This window comes from Novosphingobium sp. BL-S-24, from assembly GCF_055521575.1.
This window is the reverse complement of record NZ_CM145488.1, coordinates 860,361-873,751: the sequence shown is the minus strand read 5'-3', so window position 1 is coordinate 873,751 and position 13,391 is coordinate 860,361. Positions and strand designations below refer to the sequence as shown.

The following is a 13,391-nucleotide window of genomic DNA, read 5'->3' as shown; positions in this document are numbered from 1 at the left end:
CGATGCGCGAAGCTATGGACCCATGGACCTTCGTCATCGCGTCCTACGCAGTCGGAATTGGCGCGACGCTAGGCATGGTTGCGTGGTCCATCCTGACCATGCGCCGGGCGGAGCGACGCCGCGACGAGGCTAGGAAGCGCTGATGGCAGTCAAGGCGAAGCATCAGCGTCTTGTGCTATTGGTGGGGGCGCTCGTCATACTGATCGGTGCGGGTCTTATCGCCGCATGGGCGCTTCGCAACCAGGCGAGCTATTTCTATGTTCCGAGCGAGATCGTGGCCAAGCCTCCTCAACCTGAACAGGGCGTGCGGCTTGGCGGCATGGTCGAGAAAGGATCGCTCAAGACGGCGAGCGACGGGATCACGATCAATTTCATCGTGGGTGACGGCAAGGCTCGGGTTCCGGTGACCTTCCGAGGCATTGTACCCTCGTTGTTTGTCGAAGGCTCGGGCGTAGTCGCCGAAGGGCATTTAGCCAACGGCACGTTCATCGCCGACAACCTGCTTGCCAAGCACGATGAAAATTACGTGCCTCGCGAGATGCAGAACATGACGGCAGAGCAGGCAAAACAAGTGGTGGCGGAAACCAAATGATCGCCGAACTTGGCCTGGCTGCTCTTTGGTTCGCCGCCGCATTGGCGGCTCTGCAACTCGTTGCCGGCAGCCTGGGTCTTGGTGCGCGGGCGTCGACTATCGGCGCTGTCGTGCGTCCGGTAGCAATCGTCCAGGGGGCGCTTGCGCTCGTCTCGTTCGCGTGCCTGATTTACGTCTTTGCTGTTACCGATTTGTCGGTGAAGCTGGTCGCGACGAATTCGCATTCCATGAAGCCGCTCGTGTTCAAGGTAGCCGGCGCCTGGGGCAATCATGAAGGCTCGATGCTGCTTTGGGTGACGGTCATGGGCCTGGCCGGCAGCTTTGTCGCACTGGTGGAGCGACGCCTGCCCGAGCGCACGATGCTGGCGACTTTGGTGGGGCAGGCTTTCGTCAGCCTCGGATTCTATGCCTTCCTGCTGTTGGCATCAAACCCGTTCGAGCGGCTGTCGCCGGCACCGATAGAGGGCAACGGCCTCAATCCCCTGCTTCAGGATCTTGGTCTCGCGTTCCATCCACCCACGCTTTACCTGGGCTATGTCGGCCTCTCGATCGCTTTCAGCTTTGCGATCGGGGCAATGATCACCCGTGAGGTCGGCCCTGCGTTTGCAAAGGCGATGCGTCCATGGGTGCTGGGAGCGTGGATATTTCTCACCATCGGCATAACCGCGGGATCATACTGGGCGTACTACGAACTCGGCTGGGGAGGCTGGTGGTTTTGGGACCCCGTTGAGAATGCGTCGCTCATGCCCTGGTTGGCAGCGACCGCGTTGCTCCATTCCTGCACTGTGCTGGCCTCTCGCGACGCGTTGCGGGCGTGGACGGTGATGCTGGGCGTGGTCGCTTTCTCGATGTCGATGATCGGGACTTTTTTGGTTCGATCCGGCATTCTGACGAGTGTCCATGCCTTTGCAGTTGATCCGCAGCGTGGGACGTTCATCCTCTTCCTCCTTGCGACCTACATCGGCGGGGCGCTCACGTTGTTCGGGCTGAGGGCATCCACCGTCAGTGAAGGGCAGCGCTTCGCGCCGATCAGCCGTGAGGGGGCGCTGGTCGTCAACAACGTGATGCTGTGCGCGATCCTGGGCATCGTCCTGTTTGGGACATTGTACCCCCTCGTGGCTGAGACGATGGGGGCGAAGGTTTCCGTTGGTCCGCCTTATTTCAATCCGGTCAGCGCCCTGTTTGCGGTGCCGATGCTGATCGTGCTGATGGTCGGACCGATGCTGCGGTGGCGTCGCGATACGTTTGCGCGGGTGGGACGTAGACTGGTCATTCCAGGCATGCTCATCGTCGTCGCGGGCGGCGTCCTGATTGCGATCGGCGGCGTGGCGCTGCTCCCGTTCCTGGGGTTCGTCATCGCGGCGGGGCTGGCGTGGGCGAGCGTCCTGCCGCTGAAGGATCGCAACCTGCGCCGCACGCCCTTGCCGATCTGGGGCATGGTAGTGGCTCACTTCGGCATTGCCGTGGCGCTGTTCGGGATGAGCAGCGAAAGCGCTTTTTCAGTTGAGAAGCTGGTTGCTATCAAGGTTGGTGAAATCACGCAGGTTGGTCCCTGGGGGGTCAAACTCGATACCGTCGAGCCGGTCGCCGGGCCGAACTGGACGGCGTTGGAAGCGCGGCTGCTGGTTCGCTATGGCGCTGATGGAAAAGTGATCCGCATGCTGCCCCAATCGCGCAGTTTCTGGGCGCCCCCGCAGCAGACCAGCGAGTCCGCCCTGCTGACGCGGTGGAACGGCCAGCTTTATGCAGTCTTGGGGGGTGAGGCACCATCAGCAAAGGGTGCAGACGACGATGGGCGCTGGCAGTTGCGTCTGTGGTGGAAGCCGTTTGTACCCCTGATCTGGCTAGGCGGCCTGATGATCGCGCTAGGCGGCGTTCTTTCACTGATCGGTCGCGTTTCAGCCGATCTGCGACGATATTTCGCTCGGAACAAGATTGCCTACCGCCGGGAGGGGCAAGGAAGATGACAGGTGCTGAACCTTCACCACCACGGCGCTGGGCCATCTGGTTGCCGCTGGTCGTCTTCCTCGGTTTTGTCGGCCTGGTGGTGATCGGTTTGTATCACCCTGCGGATCGTACGGTCGCCAGCGCCCTTGTCGGAAAGCAGATGCCACGGTTTGATCTGCCAGCTGCGGTGCCGGGCCGCCCGGGACTGACGAGCCGAGACTTGTCAGCGGGCCAGCCGAGGCTCGTAAATATCTTTGCAAGCTGGTGTCTGCCCTGCCGGGTCGAAGCCCCCCAGTTGGCAGAGCTGGCCAAAGCGGGTGTAGTGATTGAAGGCATATCAGTGCGCGACACTGCGAAGGACCTGCAGGCTTTCCTGCAGGCCAATGGCGACCCTTTCAAGCGGATTGGCGCCGACGACGATGGCCGCGTTCAGCTCGCCCTGGGATCGTCCGGCGTGCCTGAAACATATGTGGTCGATGGCAAGGGCAAGATCACGTACCAGCACATCGGTGAGATCAGACCGGAACATCTTGGACTGATACTCGAAAAATTGAGGGAAGCAGGCGAGTGATACGCCTGCTCATGTCGATCTCGGCTGTGTTCGGCTTGGCTTTGCCTGCATTGGCGCAACAGGAACAGTCCACCGCACCGTACGCGTACCGGCAGCTCGACGATCGGGACCAGGAATCGCGAGCACAGGACCTGATGGAGACGCTTCGCTGTCTCCAGTGTCAGGGGCAGTCCATCGCCGATTCGGATGCGCCGATCGCCGGGTCGATGCGGTCCCTGGTGCGAGAGCGTATCAAGGCTGGCGAAAAGCCAGAGGCTATTCGGGCCTGGCTGATCGAACGGTATGGAGACTATGTCAGCTATGCACCGCAACTGACCGGGCTGACTTGGCCTTTGTTTGCAGTGCCCGGAGTGCTGCTTTTGATCGCGTTCCTTTTGGTGCGAAGGCGATTTGTCGTCCGGTCCAAGGGGAACGAGCAGTGACCTGGTTTCTTGTCATCGGCCTCGCCATCGTGGTGTTCGCCGGACTCGTCTTTACGGCCAAGGTTCCGCGCGGGGGGCGCGAGGCGATCGGCGCGGCTTTGCTGCTGGGGCTGGCCGGTTATGGTCTGCAAGGCGCGCCGAGCTTGGCCGGCGCTCCGAGGAACGCTACCATCACCCGATCGAATGGCTCGGTCGCGCTGGTCGACGCGCGGGCCAAGATCACTAACAGCAGCATCCCCACCCTCAATCGCTGGGTGGTGACGTCGGACGCTTTTGCACGCAACGGCGATTATGCGGCGGCGGCAGAGGTTTTACGGGCCGCTATCGAGGAAGATCCCAAGAGTTCCGAAGCCTGGCTTGCGATGGCCAATGCGCTGGTCGGCCATGCCGATGGTGCTCTGACCCCGGCTGCTTCCTATGCCTATCGTCGGGCTATAGTGGCCGACCCGGATGCTCCCGGCCCACCGTTTTTCCTGGGCCTTGCGCTGGCACAGGAGGGTAAGCTGGAAGAGACGCGGCAGTTGTGGGCTGGCGTTTTGGAACGGGCGCCGGACGATGCGGTGTACCTTCCACCCCTTTTCGAGCAGTTGAAGCGGCTTGATCTCATCATAGCGGCTCAAAAAGCCGAAGCGAAAAAGCCGACGCCTTAATCGTAGACGCAGGCGTCGTAGCCTTCGCGCTTCACCGTGCCGATCCGGGCGGCGATGGTGTTACCGTAGCGGCGCGTGAAGCCAGCGGGGTTCTTGACGCTGCGGGTCTTCGGGCTGGGGAGGGCAGCAGCCATGCGCCCGGCCTCGGCCGGCGTCAGGTTGGACGCTGACTTGCCCCAGTAGCGCTGGGCGCCCGCTTCGACGCCGTACGTGCCGATGCCGGTTTCCGCGACGTTGAGGTAGACTTCCATGATTCGACGCTTGTCCCAAAGGTTCTCGATCAGGAAGGTGAACCAGACTTCGAAGCCCTTTCGAGCGTAGCGGGTCCAGCCTTCCCCTTGCCAGAGGAACACGTTCTTGGCGGTCTGCTGGCTGATGGTGGAGCCGCCGCGCAGGCGGCCGCCCTTGGCGTTGCGTTCCATCGCCTTTTCGATGGCGTCGGTATCGAAGCCGTTATGGCTGCAGAACTTGCCGTCTTCCGCGGCGATTGCGGCGGCGACCATGTTGCGGTCGATGCGGGTGAGCGGCTCCCAGTCTTTGGTGATCCCGTTGCCGTCCACCAGCATGGTTACCGTCACGGGCGGCGGGACGAAGCGGTACAGGACCACCAGGCCGACGCTGATCGCCACGAACCAGAGAATAAGCTTGGCAATCAGACGCATGGGCACAGGAAGCCTTGATCGAGGAGTATCGGCTTTGCTCTAGTCCAAACGGGCGGGAATGTGCCAGCGGGTTTAGTTGATGAAACACATGCGGGCAGGGGGTCATCAACCGAAACACGAAAAAACCGGACCTCTTTTTGAGCGGCCCGGTTTTTTGTTTGTTCGTAAGCGATCAGAGGGCTGGGAGCAGCTTCTTGTCGCCGGCGATGCGGTTCATCGCCTTTTGCAGCTTTTCGAAGGCCCGCACCTCGATCTGGCGGACGCGCTCGCGGCTGACCGAGTAGACCTGGCTTAGCTCTTCGAGGGTCTTCGGATCTTCGGTGAGGCGCCGTTCCATCAGGATGTCGCGCTCACGCTCGTTCAGCGAGCCCATCGCTTCGACCAGCATGTCGTGGCGAACCGATGCCTCTTCGGCGTCGGCGACGGTTTCGTCCTGCAGCGGGCGGTCATCCTGCAGGATGTCCATCCACTGGCCTTCGCCTTCTTCGCGCAAGGAGACGTTCAGCGAGGCATCGCCGCCCATCATCATGCGGCGGTTCATGTTCACCACTTCGGTCTGCGACACGCCCAGCTTCGTCGCGATCGTGGCGACGTCGTCCGGGTGCAGATCGGTATCCTCGTACGCGTCGAGGTTCTTCTTCATGCGGCGCAGGTTGAAGAACAGCTTCTTCTGCGCAGCGGTGGTGCCCATCTTCACCAGCGACCACGAACGCAGGATGTACTCCTGGATCGAGGCTTTGATCCACCACATGGCGTACGTGGCGAGGCGGAACCCGCGCTCCGGCTCGAACTTCTTCACGCCCTGCATCAGCCCGATATTCCCTTCGGAAATCAGTTCCGACACGGGCAGGCCGTAGCCGCGATAGCCCATCGCGATCTTGGCGACGAGACGAAGGTGGCTGGTTACGAGCTGCGCAGCGGCGGCGGGATCCTCATGTTCGGCATAGCGCTTGGCGAGCATATATTCCTGCTCAGGAGCCAGCACCGGGAACTTGCGAATCTCGGACAGGTAGCGGTTCAGGCTCTGCTCACCGCCTAAAGCCGGCACAGTCGCCAGATTTCGATTGTTGCTCACGGTAAATCCGTCCTTTCTAGGTCGGCCCACGGTCAAAGACCCTTGAAGGCGTCTTAGCTTGTGGCCACCTTATGGTGATAGCACATAAAAGCGATTTCAGTGTCGCAGTTCGTCGATCAATGTCCGCATGTCGTCGGGCAGTTGGCTCGCGAAATGGACGCTTTTACCATTAACGGGATGGACGAAGCCAAGTTCCGCAGCATGGAGCGCCTGGCGGGAGAAACCGAGTCCCTGGAGAATCGTCCGAAGCGTTGAAGGAGTTCGCCCATATACAGGGTCTCCTAATAGCGGATGACCTATTGACGCCATATGAACGCGCACTTGATGCGTGCGTCCGGTTTCAAGCCTGCACTCTACCAAAGTGGCCGCGCGCAGGGGTTCCAGCGTCTTGAAGTGAGTAACGGCGTGCTTGCCCCGACCATCCTCGACCAGCGCCATCTTCTTGCGGTCGTGAGGCGAGCGGGCGATGGCCCCGGTGACGGTGCGGGCCGCCGGAACGGGCCGCCCGCCAACGACAGCAAGGTAGGCGCGTGCGATGGAATGATCGGCGAACTGTGCGGCCAGGCCTTCGTGCGCCTTGTCGGTCTTGGCGACGACCAGCAGCCCGGACGTATCCTTGTCGATCCGGTGGACGATGCCGGGCCGCGCGACGCCGCCGATGCCGGAAAGCTGCCCCCGGCAATGATGCAGCAGCGCGTTGACGAGCGTGCCGTCCAGATTGCCCGCTGCCGGATGGACGACCAGCCCGGCGGGCTTGTCGACCACGATGAGGTATTCGTCCTCGAAAACGACGGAGAGGGGAATGTCCTGCGCGATCGCTGCGGCGGGGATCGCCCGCGGCACGTCGATCACGAACGCGGTACCGGGTTCGACTTTGAGCGACGCCTGTTTTGCGGGCTTTCCGGCCAGCAGCACGCGGCCTTCGCCCATCAGCGCCTTTACCCGTTCGCGCGACAGGCCGCTCGCGTCGGCCAGCGCCTTGTCAACGCGGCCACCGGCATCGCCGACAAGACCTTCGATCCTGCCGCCGTCCTGCGCGTCGTTGCTGATTGCTTCGGCCCCCATTGCTTGTAGGATTTGGGTATGGATATCGAGGTGACAAGAGGCGTGCTCGCCACACTTCTGGAAGAAGCGCGCAAGGCCGCACCGGAAGAGTGCTGCGGCCTGCTGCTCGGCGCGCCGGAGGAGGGGTTGGAGCGCATCGCAGGGGCGCAGGCCGCCGCCAATGTCGCGGAAAACCGCCTCATTCGTTTCGAGATCGATCCGCTGGCGCTGCTGGGCGCACACAAGGCCGCGCGTAATGGCGGCCCGCGCGTTCTTGGCTATTACCACTCGCACCCCAAAGGCCATCCGGTTCCGTCCGCCACGGACTGCGAACATTCCACCGGGGATTCGCGCGTATGGGCGATCATCGGCGAGAGCGAGGTTGCATTCTGGCGCGATAGCGGGAATGGATTTGCGCAATTGACCATTCGCATCGTCGATTGACGGCGCGGGTGGCATCGCCCGAAACCGGCCCGACAAGAATACGGAAAGTACCCTAATCCCATGACTTCATCGAGTTCGGTCGAACTTGCCAGCCTTCTGTGTTCGCGCCTTTGCCACGACATGCTCAGCCCGGTGGGTGCGCTGTCGAACGGGCTGGAACTTCTCGCGGACGAGAAGGACCCGGACATGCGGCAGCGGTGCTTCGAACTGCTGGAGCAGAGCGCGCGCATCTCGGCAGACAAGCTGAAGTTCTTCCGCCTCGCGTTCGGGGCGGCTGGCGGCTTTGGCGAGATGGTGCCGGTGAGCGAGGCCAAAGTGCTGGTCGATGCGTTGGTCGCCTACAACGCGCGGATCACGCTGAACTGGGCGCTGAACAGCGATTCGCTGCCCAAGCCCGCGATCAAGACGCTGCTGAACTTCGCGCTGATCGGGCTGGAGGCGCTGCCCCGCGGCGGCACGCTGGAGATCGCGGCGGAATATCGCGGCGGGGCGAGCGAGATCGTGGTCCGCTCGGCCGGGCCGCGCATCGCTTTCGATCGCGATGTAGGCCGCGCGCTGGAAGGCAGCCTGCCGGATGGAGACTTGTCCAGCCGCACGGCGCCCGCGGCAATGCTGCATCAGCTGTCGAAGGCAACCGGCGGACAATTGCAGTACGTTCTGGCGGACGACGCGCTCGTGCTGGGCGCGGTGCTGCCCGGGGCCTGATAATCGGGAGGGGAAGGGATGAACCGCTGGCTCGTCAACCGCAGGGTTTCCTCCCCCAACTGCAACGAGCGCAAGCTGCCGGTCACGATGGCGGTGCTGCATTACACCGGCATGAAAACCGCTGACGAGGCGCTGGAGCGGATGTGCGATCCGGCGGCGGAAGTGTCGGCCCATTACATGATCGACGAGGACGGGACGGTCACATCGCTGGTCCCGGAAGACAAGCGGGCCTGGCATGCCGGGCGGTCCTATTGGCGCGGGATCACCGACGTCAATTCCGCCAGCATCGGGATAGAGCTGGTCAATCCGGGGCATGAATGGGGATACCGCCCGTTTCCCGAGCCGCAGATGGACGCGCTGCTGCCGCTCCTCGGCGACATTCTCGACCGGCATGACATTCCGCGCGCCAATGTCGTCGGCCATTCGGACATCGCGCCTGCCCGCAAGGACGATCCGGGCGAATATTTCGACTGGAACCGGCTGGCGGACCTTGGCCTGGCGCTCGATACGCCCAAGGCCAAGATGAACCTGTTCTACGACAATCCGGGCGCGTTCTATCTGGGAATGGAGCGGTTCGGCTACGACATCACCGATGGCCGCGCGGCGGTGCGGGCGTTCCAGCGGCGCTGGCGGCCTCAGATCATCGATGGCGAGATCGACGGCGAGATCGGCGGAATTCTGTTCGAACTCCTGTTGGAGCGCGACATAGGCCGTGCTAGGTGACCCCCGCGCCGGGGAGCCGGGCAGCCGCGGGGTCCTTTTTGGGACCGCGAGGAAAGTCCGGGCTCCACGAAACAAGGGTGGCGGGTAACGCCCGCCGGGCGAGTGGGGTTTTCAGGCCTCGCGAAGCCTAGGGAAAGTGCCACAGAGAGCAGACCGCCGCGTTTCCGTCAGGAAACAGGTAAGGGTGAAAGGGTGCGGTAAGAGCGCACCGCGCTACCGGTAACGGCAAGCGGCAAGGCAAACCCCACCCGGAGCAAGACCGAATAGGGGCTGCGCGTCGGCGTCCACGCAAGTGGGGGGATCGGCGGGTTCGTTTCGGACCCAGGCAGCCCGGGTTGGTCGCTTGAGCGGCGCAGCAATGCGTCGCCTAGAGGAATGGCTGCCGCCGCGGCGTAAGGTCCCCTCGATTGGGAGACCACGCCAGGTACAGAACCCGGCTTACAGGCTCCCCGGCGCACTACTGATCCCCTGGGCGTCCCGCTCGGCCCCCTCGTTGGCCTGCAGGAACCAGCGGTCCTCGCCCTCCAGCCCGATCGCGGTGAGGGTGCCGTAGAGGTATCCGCCGGTGTCGATGCCGATGCGATTGGCGCAGATTTCCGGCTCCGCGCTGATCGTGTGGCCGTGGATCACGAACGCGCCGAAATCGCCGCGATGATTGAGGAAAGGCTCGCGAATCCATCGGCACTCGCGCTCGTCCTGCTGGTCCAGCGGGACGCGGGGGCGCACCCCGGCGTGGACGAACAGGTAGTCCCCGATGGCGATGCTGGGGCGGAATCCGGCAATGAAATCGACGTCAGCAGGCGGGATCGCCGCGATCATCAGGCGCTGGGCCTCGTCCATGTCGGCGGCCGCCAGCGCGTGCGGATCGACGCCGTAGGATATCAGCGTCTCCATCCCGCCGAACGTCAGGAACCCGCGCAAAGCGGCGGTATCCTCCCGGCTCGCGAGGAGCATCTCCTCGTGGTTACCCTGGATGATCTCGACCGCTCGCTGCTGCTGCCAGCGCCGTGCGCGGGCGATCACTCCGGCGCTGTCCCGACCGCGATCGACAAGGTCTCCCAACAGCACGATGGTGGTGCGCGCAGCCCCGCGCGCGGCATCGTCCCGCTCGATCCGGTCGATCAGAGCCTTGAACAGGTCGAGGCGGCCATGGATGTCGCCGATCGCATAGACCCGCTCGCCCGCTGGAATCGCGGGCGGCGGCCCGGGATCGCGGCGAGCCAGAAAGGTGCGGATTTTGGTGAGCATGGCAGGCGGCGACATTACATCTGCGCATCACCGCTTACAAGACGCGCACTTGTGTGGCGTTCGACGGCGTCTATCTTGGGCTTTCGCAATCAATTCGATGAGTGACAGACCATGACCCGCTACCTCCACACCATGATCCGCGTGAGCGACCCGGACGCGACGATCCGGTTCTTCGAACTGATCGGACTGAAGGAGACGCGGCGCTTTTCCAGCGAGCAGGGCCGCTTCACGCTGATCTTCCTCGCCCCGCCGGGACAGGAAGGCGCCGAAGTAGAGCTGACGTACAACTGGCAGGCCGATGGCGCCCCGGCGGAGGAGTATACCGGCGGTCGCAACTTCGGCCATCTCGCCTACCGAGTGGATAACATCTACGAGACGTGCCAGCGGCTGCAGGATGCGGGCGTTACCATCAATCGCCCCCCGCGCGATGGCCACATGGCCTTCGTCAAAAGTCCGGACGGCATCTCGGTGGAACTGCTGCAGGACGGGCATCTGGAACCGGCGGAACCGTGGATGAACATGCCCAACGTCGGGTCCTGGTAATGTCCTCAGCCGATTCTGGTCATGGTTAAGAAACTGAAACCCTGACCGGAAAGCTCTGGCTAAATAGCCATAAAGGTTCGTAATAGTTCCCCGTGGTGACTGGCGAGGGGCGTCCGATGGATGCGCCGTGACCAAGGGGAATTTCAGGAAATGCAGGCGTTGGAGTACGTCGTCGCCACATTGGCGACGATACGGCACGAATTGCTGTTGTTTGCAGGTTTCTGGTTCATCCTCGGCGCGCTCGACGATTTCGGCATCGACGTCTGCTGGCTGTGGCTGAAGCTGACAGGCCGGGCGCGCGAAGGGGCGGTCACCGCCCAGGCCGCCGCGGCGCCGCTGTCCGGCCGGGCGGCGGTGTTCATCGCGGCGTGGCAGGAAGCGGGCGTCATCGGCGCCACGATCACGCATGCCTTGTCCGCCTGGAAGCAGCGCGAGGTGACGCTCTATCTCGGCTGCTATTGCAACGATCCCGATACGATCGCGGCGGCGATGAAAGCTGCCGGGGACGATCCGCGCGTGCGGCTGGTCATCACCGATCGCCCGGGGCCGACCACCAAGGCCGACTGCCTCAACCGGGTCTATGCGGCGCTCTGCGCGGATGAGCGCCGGTATGGCTGGCAGTTTCGTTCCATCATCCTGCATGACGCCGAAGACATGGTGCACTCGGCCGAACTGGCGGCGATCGACGCGGGCCTTGCCGACGCCGATTTTGTGCAACTGCCGGTCCTGCCAGAGACGCAGCCATCCTCGCCGTGGGTCGCCGGGCACTATTCCGACGAGTTTGCCGAAGCGCATGCAAAGGTGATGGTCGTGCGCGATGCGCTGGGCGTCTCGATCCCGGCAGCGGGCGTCGGCTGCGGTTTTTCTCGCGCCATGATCGCCCGCATCGCCCGGCGGCGTGGACGGGCCGACGGCTCGCACGGGCAGGTCAGTCCCTTCGCCGCCGAATGCCTGACCGAGGACTACGAGCTGGGCCTGCTGGTCCGCCGCGAAGGAGCCCGGTCGCGCTTTCTGCGCATGCGCGATGCGGACGGCGCGCTGGTCGCGACCCGTGCCTACTTCCCCGATACGCTGGAGGCATCGGTGCGCCAGAAGTCGCGCTGGATCCACGGCATCGCCTTTCAGGGCTGGGACCGGCTGGGGTGGACCGACGGTGGCTGGTCCGCCAGCCGGATGGCCGAATTATGGATGGCGCTGCGCGACCGGCGCGGCCCGCTGACCGCCATCGTGCTGGCCTGCGCCTACCTTCTCGTCGTGATCGAAGGGGTCCTGGCGCTGGCCGGTTTCGCGGGGATCCGCGCCCCCCAGCCGATGTCCTCGTTGACGCAGTGGGTTGCCTGGCTGTGCCTGTTGGGGCTGCTGTGGCGCAGCGCCTTTCGCGTCTTCTTCACCACGCGTGAGTATGACCTGATCGAGGGGTTGAACGCCATCGCGCGGATACCCGTGGCGAACTTCATCGCGATTTTCGCGGGGCGCCGGGCGCTGGCGGGCTATGTCCAGTCGCTGCGCGGGGTTGCGGTGCGCTGGGAAAAGACGCGCCATGAAGGGCACCCCGCGCTCGCTGCGTCCTCGCTCGGAGGGCTGGTACGATGAACCGGCAGGCCATTACGCGCGGCCATCCGCTGGTTGCCCTGCTGGCCGTCGTCGGCGGCTGGATCGGCGGACGCACCGCCACGTGGGAGCAGCCTGCGGCAAGCGCCGTGGTGCAGCCCGCCCCGATCGCCCCGCCGCTGGAGGAAGCGGCCTATGTCGTCGACACTGGCCCCGGCCCCCAGTCTTACGCCGGATCGATGCCCGCTTACGGCGGCTATCCCGAATATGGGCCGCCACCGGGATACGCGCCGCAGGGGTATGCGCCGCGTGGATATGCGCCTGCGATGATGTATTACCCCTACGCCGCCGCGCCGAGTTACAGGATGGCACCACGCGCGGCATCAGGCGCCATCGCCGGATTGCAGCCGTATCCGCGTGTCGCCCGCAGCATGGGGGACGAATTCTCGCCCGCCAATCCGCTGCCGCCGTTCTATGCGCCGGAGCCGCCCGGCATGGCGGGGCAGACCGTGGGCAGCGGCGCGCCGACAGCCGCGCCTCGTCCCAAACGCTGGTCGGTGGACGCTTGGGCGTTCCTGCGCCGCGACGAGGATGGCGGCGCAGTGTCACCCGGCCTGCTGCCTTCGACCTACGGGGGCAGCCAGACCGGCGCGGTGCTGCGCTATCGCCTGTCCACCACCAACCCGTACCAGCCGAGCGTCTATCTGCGCACGACCGCCACGACCGGCCGTTTTCAGGAGACGTCCGCCGCGCTGGGCCTGTCGGCGCGGCCGCTGCCCTCGCTGCCGGTCATCGCGGCGGTGGAGGGGCGGCTCACTCAATCGGGCGGGCAGAAGCGGATCCAGCCCGTGGTCATGGCCGTCACCCAATTGCCGCCCTTCATCCTGCCGATGGACTTCCGGGGCGAGGCGTATGGGCAGGCAGGCTATGTCGCCGGGAAATTCGCGACGCCGTTTGCCGATGGGCAACTGCGGGCAGACCGCTCCCTGTTCAGCTTCGGACAAGTCGACGCGCGGTTGGGCGGCGGGATCTGGGGCGGCATCCAGAAAGGCGCGGCGCGGCTGGACACAGGGCCATCGGCGATGATCACGCTGCCGCTGGGACGCGGTCTGTTCGGGCGCGCCGCGTTCGACTGGCGCTTCCGCGTGGCGGGCGATGCGGTGCCGGGGTCGGGGCCTGCGCTCACGCTATCCGCAGGTTTCTGATTCCCGCCT

The 13,391-nt window shown here is 64.2% G+C and carries 15 protein-coding genes, 1 other RNA gene and 1 pseudogene; 13 read left to right on the top strand and 4 right to left on the bottom strand.

The annotated features are described in order from the left end of the window. Positions 1-2: 2 nt before the first annotated feature. From ACZ1JM_RS09400 to ACZ1JM_RS09375, 6 genes are read left to right on the top strand one after another with little or no spacing between them, the layout of a single operon-like run. Complete coding sequence (locus ACZ1JM_RS09400; protein ID WP_465134556.1) at positions 3-143, top strand: hypothetical protein; 141 nt, start codon at positions 3-5, stop codon at positions 141-143. After that, the gene (gene ccmE, locus ACZ1JM_RS09395; protein ID WP_465134555.1) at positions 143-592 is read left to right on the top strand and encodes a cytochrome c maturation protein CcmE; all 450 of its coding nucleotides are present in this window, start codon (positions 143-145) and stop codon (positions 590-592) included. The genes ACZ1JM_RS09400 and ccmE overlap by 1 nt, the downstream gene beginning before the upstream one ends. Further along, positions 589-2,559, top strand: coding sequence for a heme lyase CcmF/NrfE family subunit (locus ACZ1JM_RS09390; protein ID WP_465134554.1), 1,971 nt, complete (start codon positions 589-591; stop codon positions 2,557-2,559). The genes ccmE and ACZ1JM_RS09390 overlap by 4 nt, the downstream gene beginning before the upstream one ends. Next, entirely contained in the window at positions 2,556-3,110 is a 555-nt protein-coding gene (locus tag ACZ1JM_RS09385; RefSeq protein WP_465134553.1) for a DsbE family thiol:disulfide interchange protein, read from the top strand. Before ACZ1JM_RS09390 ends, ACZ1JM_RS09385 begins: the two co-directional genes overlap by 4 nt. 11 nt (positions 3,111-3,121) lie before the next feature. Next, positions 3,122-3,532 carry a cytochrome c-type biogenesis protein gene (locus ACZ1JM_RS09380; RefSeq protein ID WP_465135025.1) on the top strand — a complete coding sequence of 137 codons (411 nt, stop codon included), beginning with the start codon at positions 3,122-3,124 and terminating at the stop codon, positions 3,530-3,532. Beyond that, a complete protein-coding gene (locus tag ACZ1JM_RS09375; protein WP_465134552.1) occupies positions 3,529-4,182 on the top strand; it encodes a tetratricopeptide repeat protein in 654 nt (217 codons plus the stop codon). Before ACZ1JM_RS09380 ends, ACZ1JM_RS09375 begins: the two co-directional genes overlap by 4 nt. Here ACZ1JM_RS09375 and mtgA read toward each other — a convergent pair. From mtgA to ACZ1JM_RS09360, 3 genes are all read right to left on the bottom strand, one after another. Beyond that, on the bottom strand, positions 4,179-4,844 hold the full coding sequence (mtgA, locus tag ACZ1JM_RS09370) for a monofunctional biosynthetic peptidoglycan transglycosylase (protein WP_465134551.1): 666 nt from the start codon (positions 4,842-4,844) through the stop codon (positions 4,179-4,181). The genes ACZ1JM_RS09375 and mtgA overlap by 4 nt on opposite strands. 172 nt (positions 4,845-5,016) lie before the next feature. Further along, entirely contained in the window at positions 5,017-5,919 is a 903-nt protein-coding gene (gene rpoH, locus ACZ1JM_RS09365) for an RNA polymerase sigma factor RpoH (protein ID WP_465134550.1), read from the bottom strand. Between the two features lie 96 nt (positions 5,920-6,015). Then, the gene (locus tag ACZ1JM_RS09360; RefSeq protein WP_465134549.1) at positions 6,016-6,984 is read right to left on the bottom strand and encodes an RluA family pseudouridine synthase; all 969 of its coding nucleotides are present in this window, start codon (positions 6,982-6,984) and stop codon (positions 6,016-6,018) included. A gap of 18 nt (positions 6,985-7,002) precedes the next feature. On the opposite strand from ACZ1JM_RS09360, the gene ACZ1JM_RS09355 reads away from it, so the two are divergent. From ACZ1JM_RS09355 to rnpB, 4 genes are all read left to right on the top strand, one after another. Beyond that, positions 7,003-7,407 carry a M67 family metallopeptidase gene (locus tag ACZ1JM_RS09355; RefSeq protein ID WP_465134548.1) on the top strand — a complete coding sequence of 135 codons (405 nt, stop codon included), beginning with the start codon at positions 7,003-7,005 and terminating at the stop codon, positions 7,405-7,407. Between the two features lie 60 nt (positions 7,408-7,467). Continuing rightward, positions 7,468-8,112, top strand: coding sequence for a histidine phosphotransferase family protein (locus ACZ1JM_RS09350; RefSeq protein WP_465134547.1), 645 nt, complete (start codon positions 7,468-7,470; stop codon positions 8,110-8,112). Between the two features lie 18 nt (positions 8,113-8,130). Beyond that, positions 8,131-8,835: an N-acetylmuramoyl-L-alanine amidase gene (locus ACZ1JM_RS09345; RefSeq protein WP_465134546.1), complete on the top strand. Its 705-nt coding sequence runs from the start codon at positions 8,131-8,133 to the stop codon at positions 8,833-8,835. Between the two features lie 8 nt (positions 8,836-8,843). Beyond that, positions 8,844-9,292, top strand: an RNA gene (gene rnpB / locus ACZ1JM_RS09340) — RNase P RNA component class A. A gap of 212 nt (positions 9,293-9,504) precedes the next feature. On the opposite strand, the pseudogene ACZ1JM_RS09335 reads toward rnpB, so the two are convergent. Beyond that, positions 9,505-10,083, bottom strand: a pseudogene (locus ACZ1JM_RS09335) (metallophosphoesterase); the annotation flags it as partial. Positions 10,084-10,194: 111 nt separating this feature from the next. Between ACZ1JM_RS09335 and ACZ1JM_RS09330 the strand changes: the two are divergent. The 3 genes from ACZ1JM_RS09330 to ACZ1JM_RS09320 all read left to right on the top strand — a co-directional run bounded on the left by ACZ1JM_RS09330 (position 10,195) and on the right by ACZ1JM_RS09320 (position 13,382). Beyond that, positions 10,195-10,626, top strand: coding sequence for a VOC family protein (locus ACZ1JM_RS09330; RefSeq protein ID WP_465134545.1), 432 nt, complete (start codon positions 10,195-10,197; stop codon positions 10,624-10,626). Between the two features lie 120 nt (positions 10,627-10,746). Beyond that, positions 10,747-12,219 carry a glycosyl transferase family protein gene (locus ACZ1JM_RS09325; protein WP_465134544.1) on the top strand — a complete coding sequence of 491 codons (1,473 nt, stop codon included), beginning with the start codon at positions 10,747-10,749 and terminating at the stop codon, positions 12,217-12,219. Next, positions 12,216-13,382, top strand: coding sequence for a hypothetical protein (locus tag ACZ1JM_RS09320; protein WP_465134543.1), 1,167 nt, complete (start codon positions 12,216-12,218; stop codon positions 13,380-13,382). The genes ACZ1JM_RS09325 and ACZ1JM_RS09320 overlap by 4 nt, the downstream gene beginning before the upstream one ends. The last annotated feature ends 9 nt before the right edge of the window (positions 13,383-13,391 follow it).

Coding starts and splice junctions, on each gene's coding strand:
- ACZ1JM_RS09350 (WP_465134547.1), top strand. CDS start 7,468: ATGACTTCATCGAGTTCGGTCGAACTTGCCAGCCTTCTGTGTTCGCGC.
- ACZ1JM_RS09400 (WP_465134556.1), top strand. CDS start 3: ATGCGCGAAGCTATGGACCCATGGACCTTCGTCATCGCGTCCTACGCA.
- ACZ1JM_RS09320 (WP_465134543.1), top strand. CDS start 12,216: ATGAACCGGCAGGCCATTACGCGCGGCCATCCGCTGGTTGCCCTGCTG.
- ACZ1JM_RS09385 (WP_465134553.1), top strand. CDS start 2,556: ATGACAGGTGCTGAACCTTCACCACCACGGCGCTGGGCCATCTGGTTG.
- ACZ1JM_RS09380 (WP_465135025.1), top strand. CDS start 3,122: ATGTCGATCTCGGCTGTGTTCGGCTTGGCTTTGCCTGCATTGGCGCAA.
- ACZ1JM_RS09360 (WP_465134549.1), bottom strand. CDS start 6,984: ATGGGGGCCGAAGCAATCAGCAACGACGCGCAGGACGGCGGCAGGATC.
- ACZ1JM_RS09330 (WP_465134545.1), top strand. CDS start 10,195: ATGACCCGCTACCTCCACACCATGATCCGCGTGAGCGACCCGGACGCG.
- ACZ1JM_RS09355 (WP_465134548.1), top strand. CDS start 7,003: ATGGATATCGAGGTGACAAGAGGCGTGCTCGCCACACTTCTGGAAGAA.
- ACZ1JM_RS09390 (WP_465134554.1), top strand. CDS start 589: ATGATCGCCGAACTTGGCCTGGCTGCTCTTTGGTTCGCCGCCGCATTG.
- ccmE (WP_465134555.1), top strand. CDS start 143: ATGGCAGTCAAGGCGAAGCATCAGCGTCTTGTGCTATTGGTGGGGGCG.
- ACZ1JM_RS09325 (WP_465134544.1), top strand. CDS start 10,747: ATGCGCCGTGACCAAGGGGAATTTCAGGAAATGCAGGCGTTGGAGTAC.
- ACZ1JM_RS09345 (WP_465134546.1), top strand. CDS start 8,131: ATGAACCGCTGGCTCGTCAACCGCAGGGTTTCCTCCCCCAACTGCAAC.
- mtgA (WP_465134551.1), bottom strand. CDS start 4,844: ATGCGTCTGATTGCCAAGCTTATTCTCTGGTTCGTGGCGATCAGCGTC.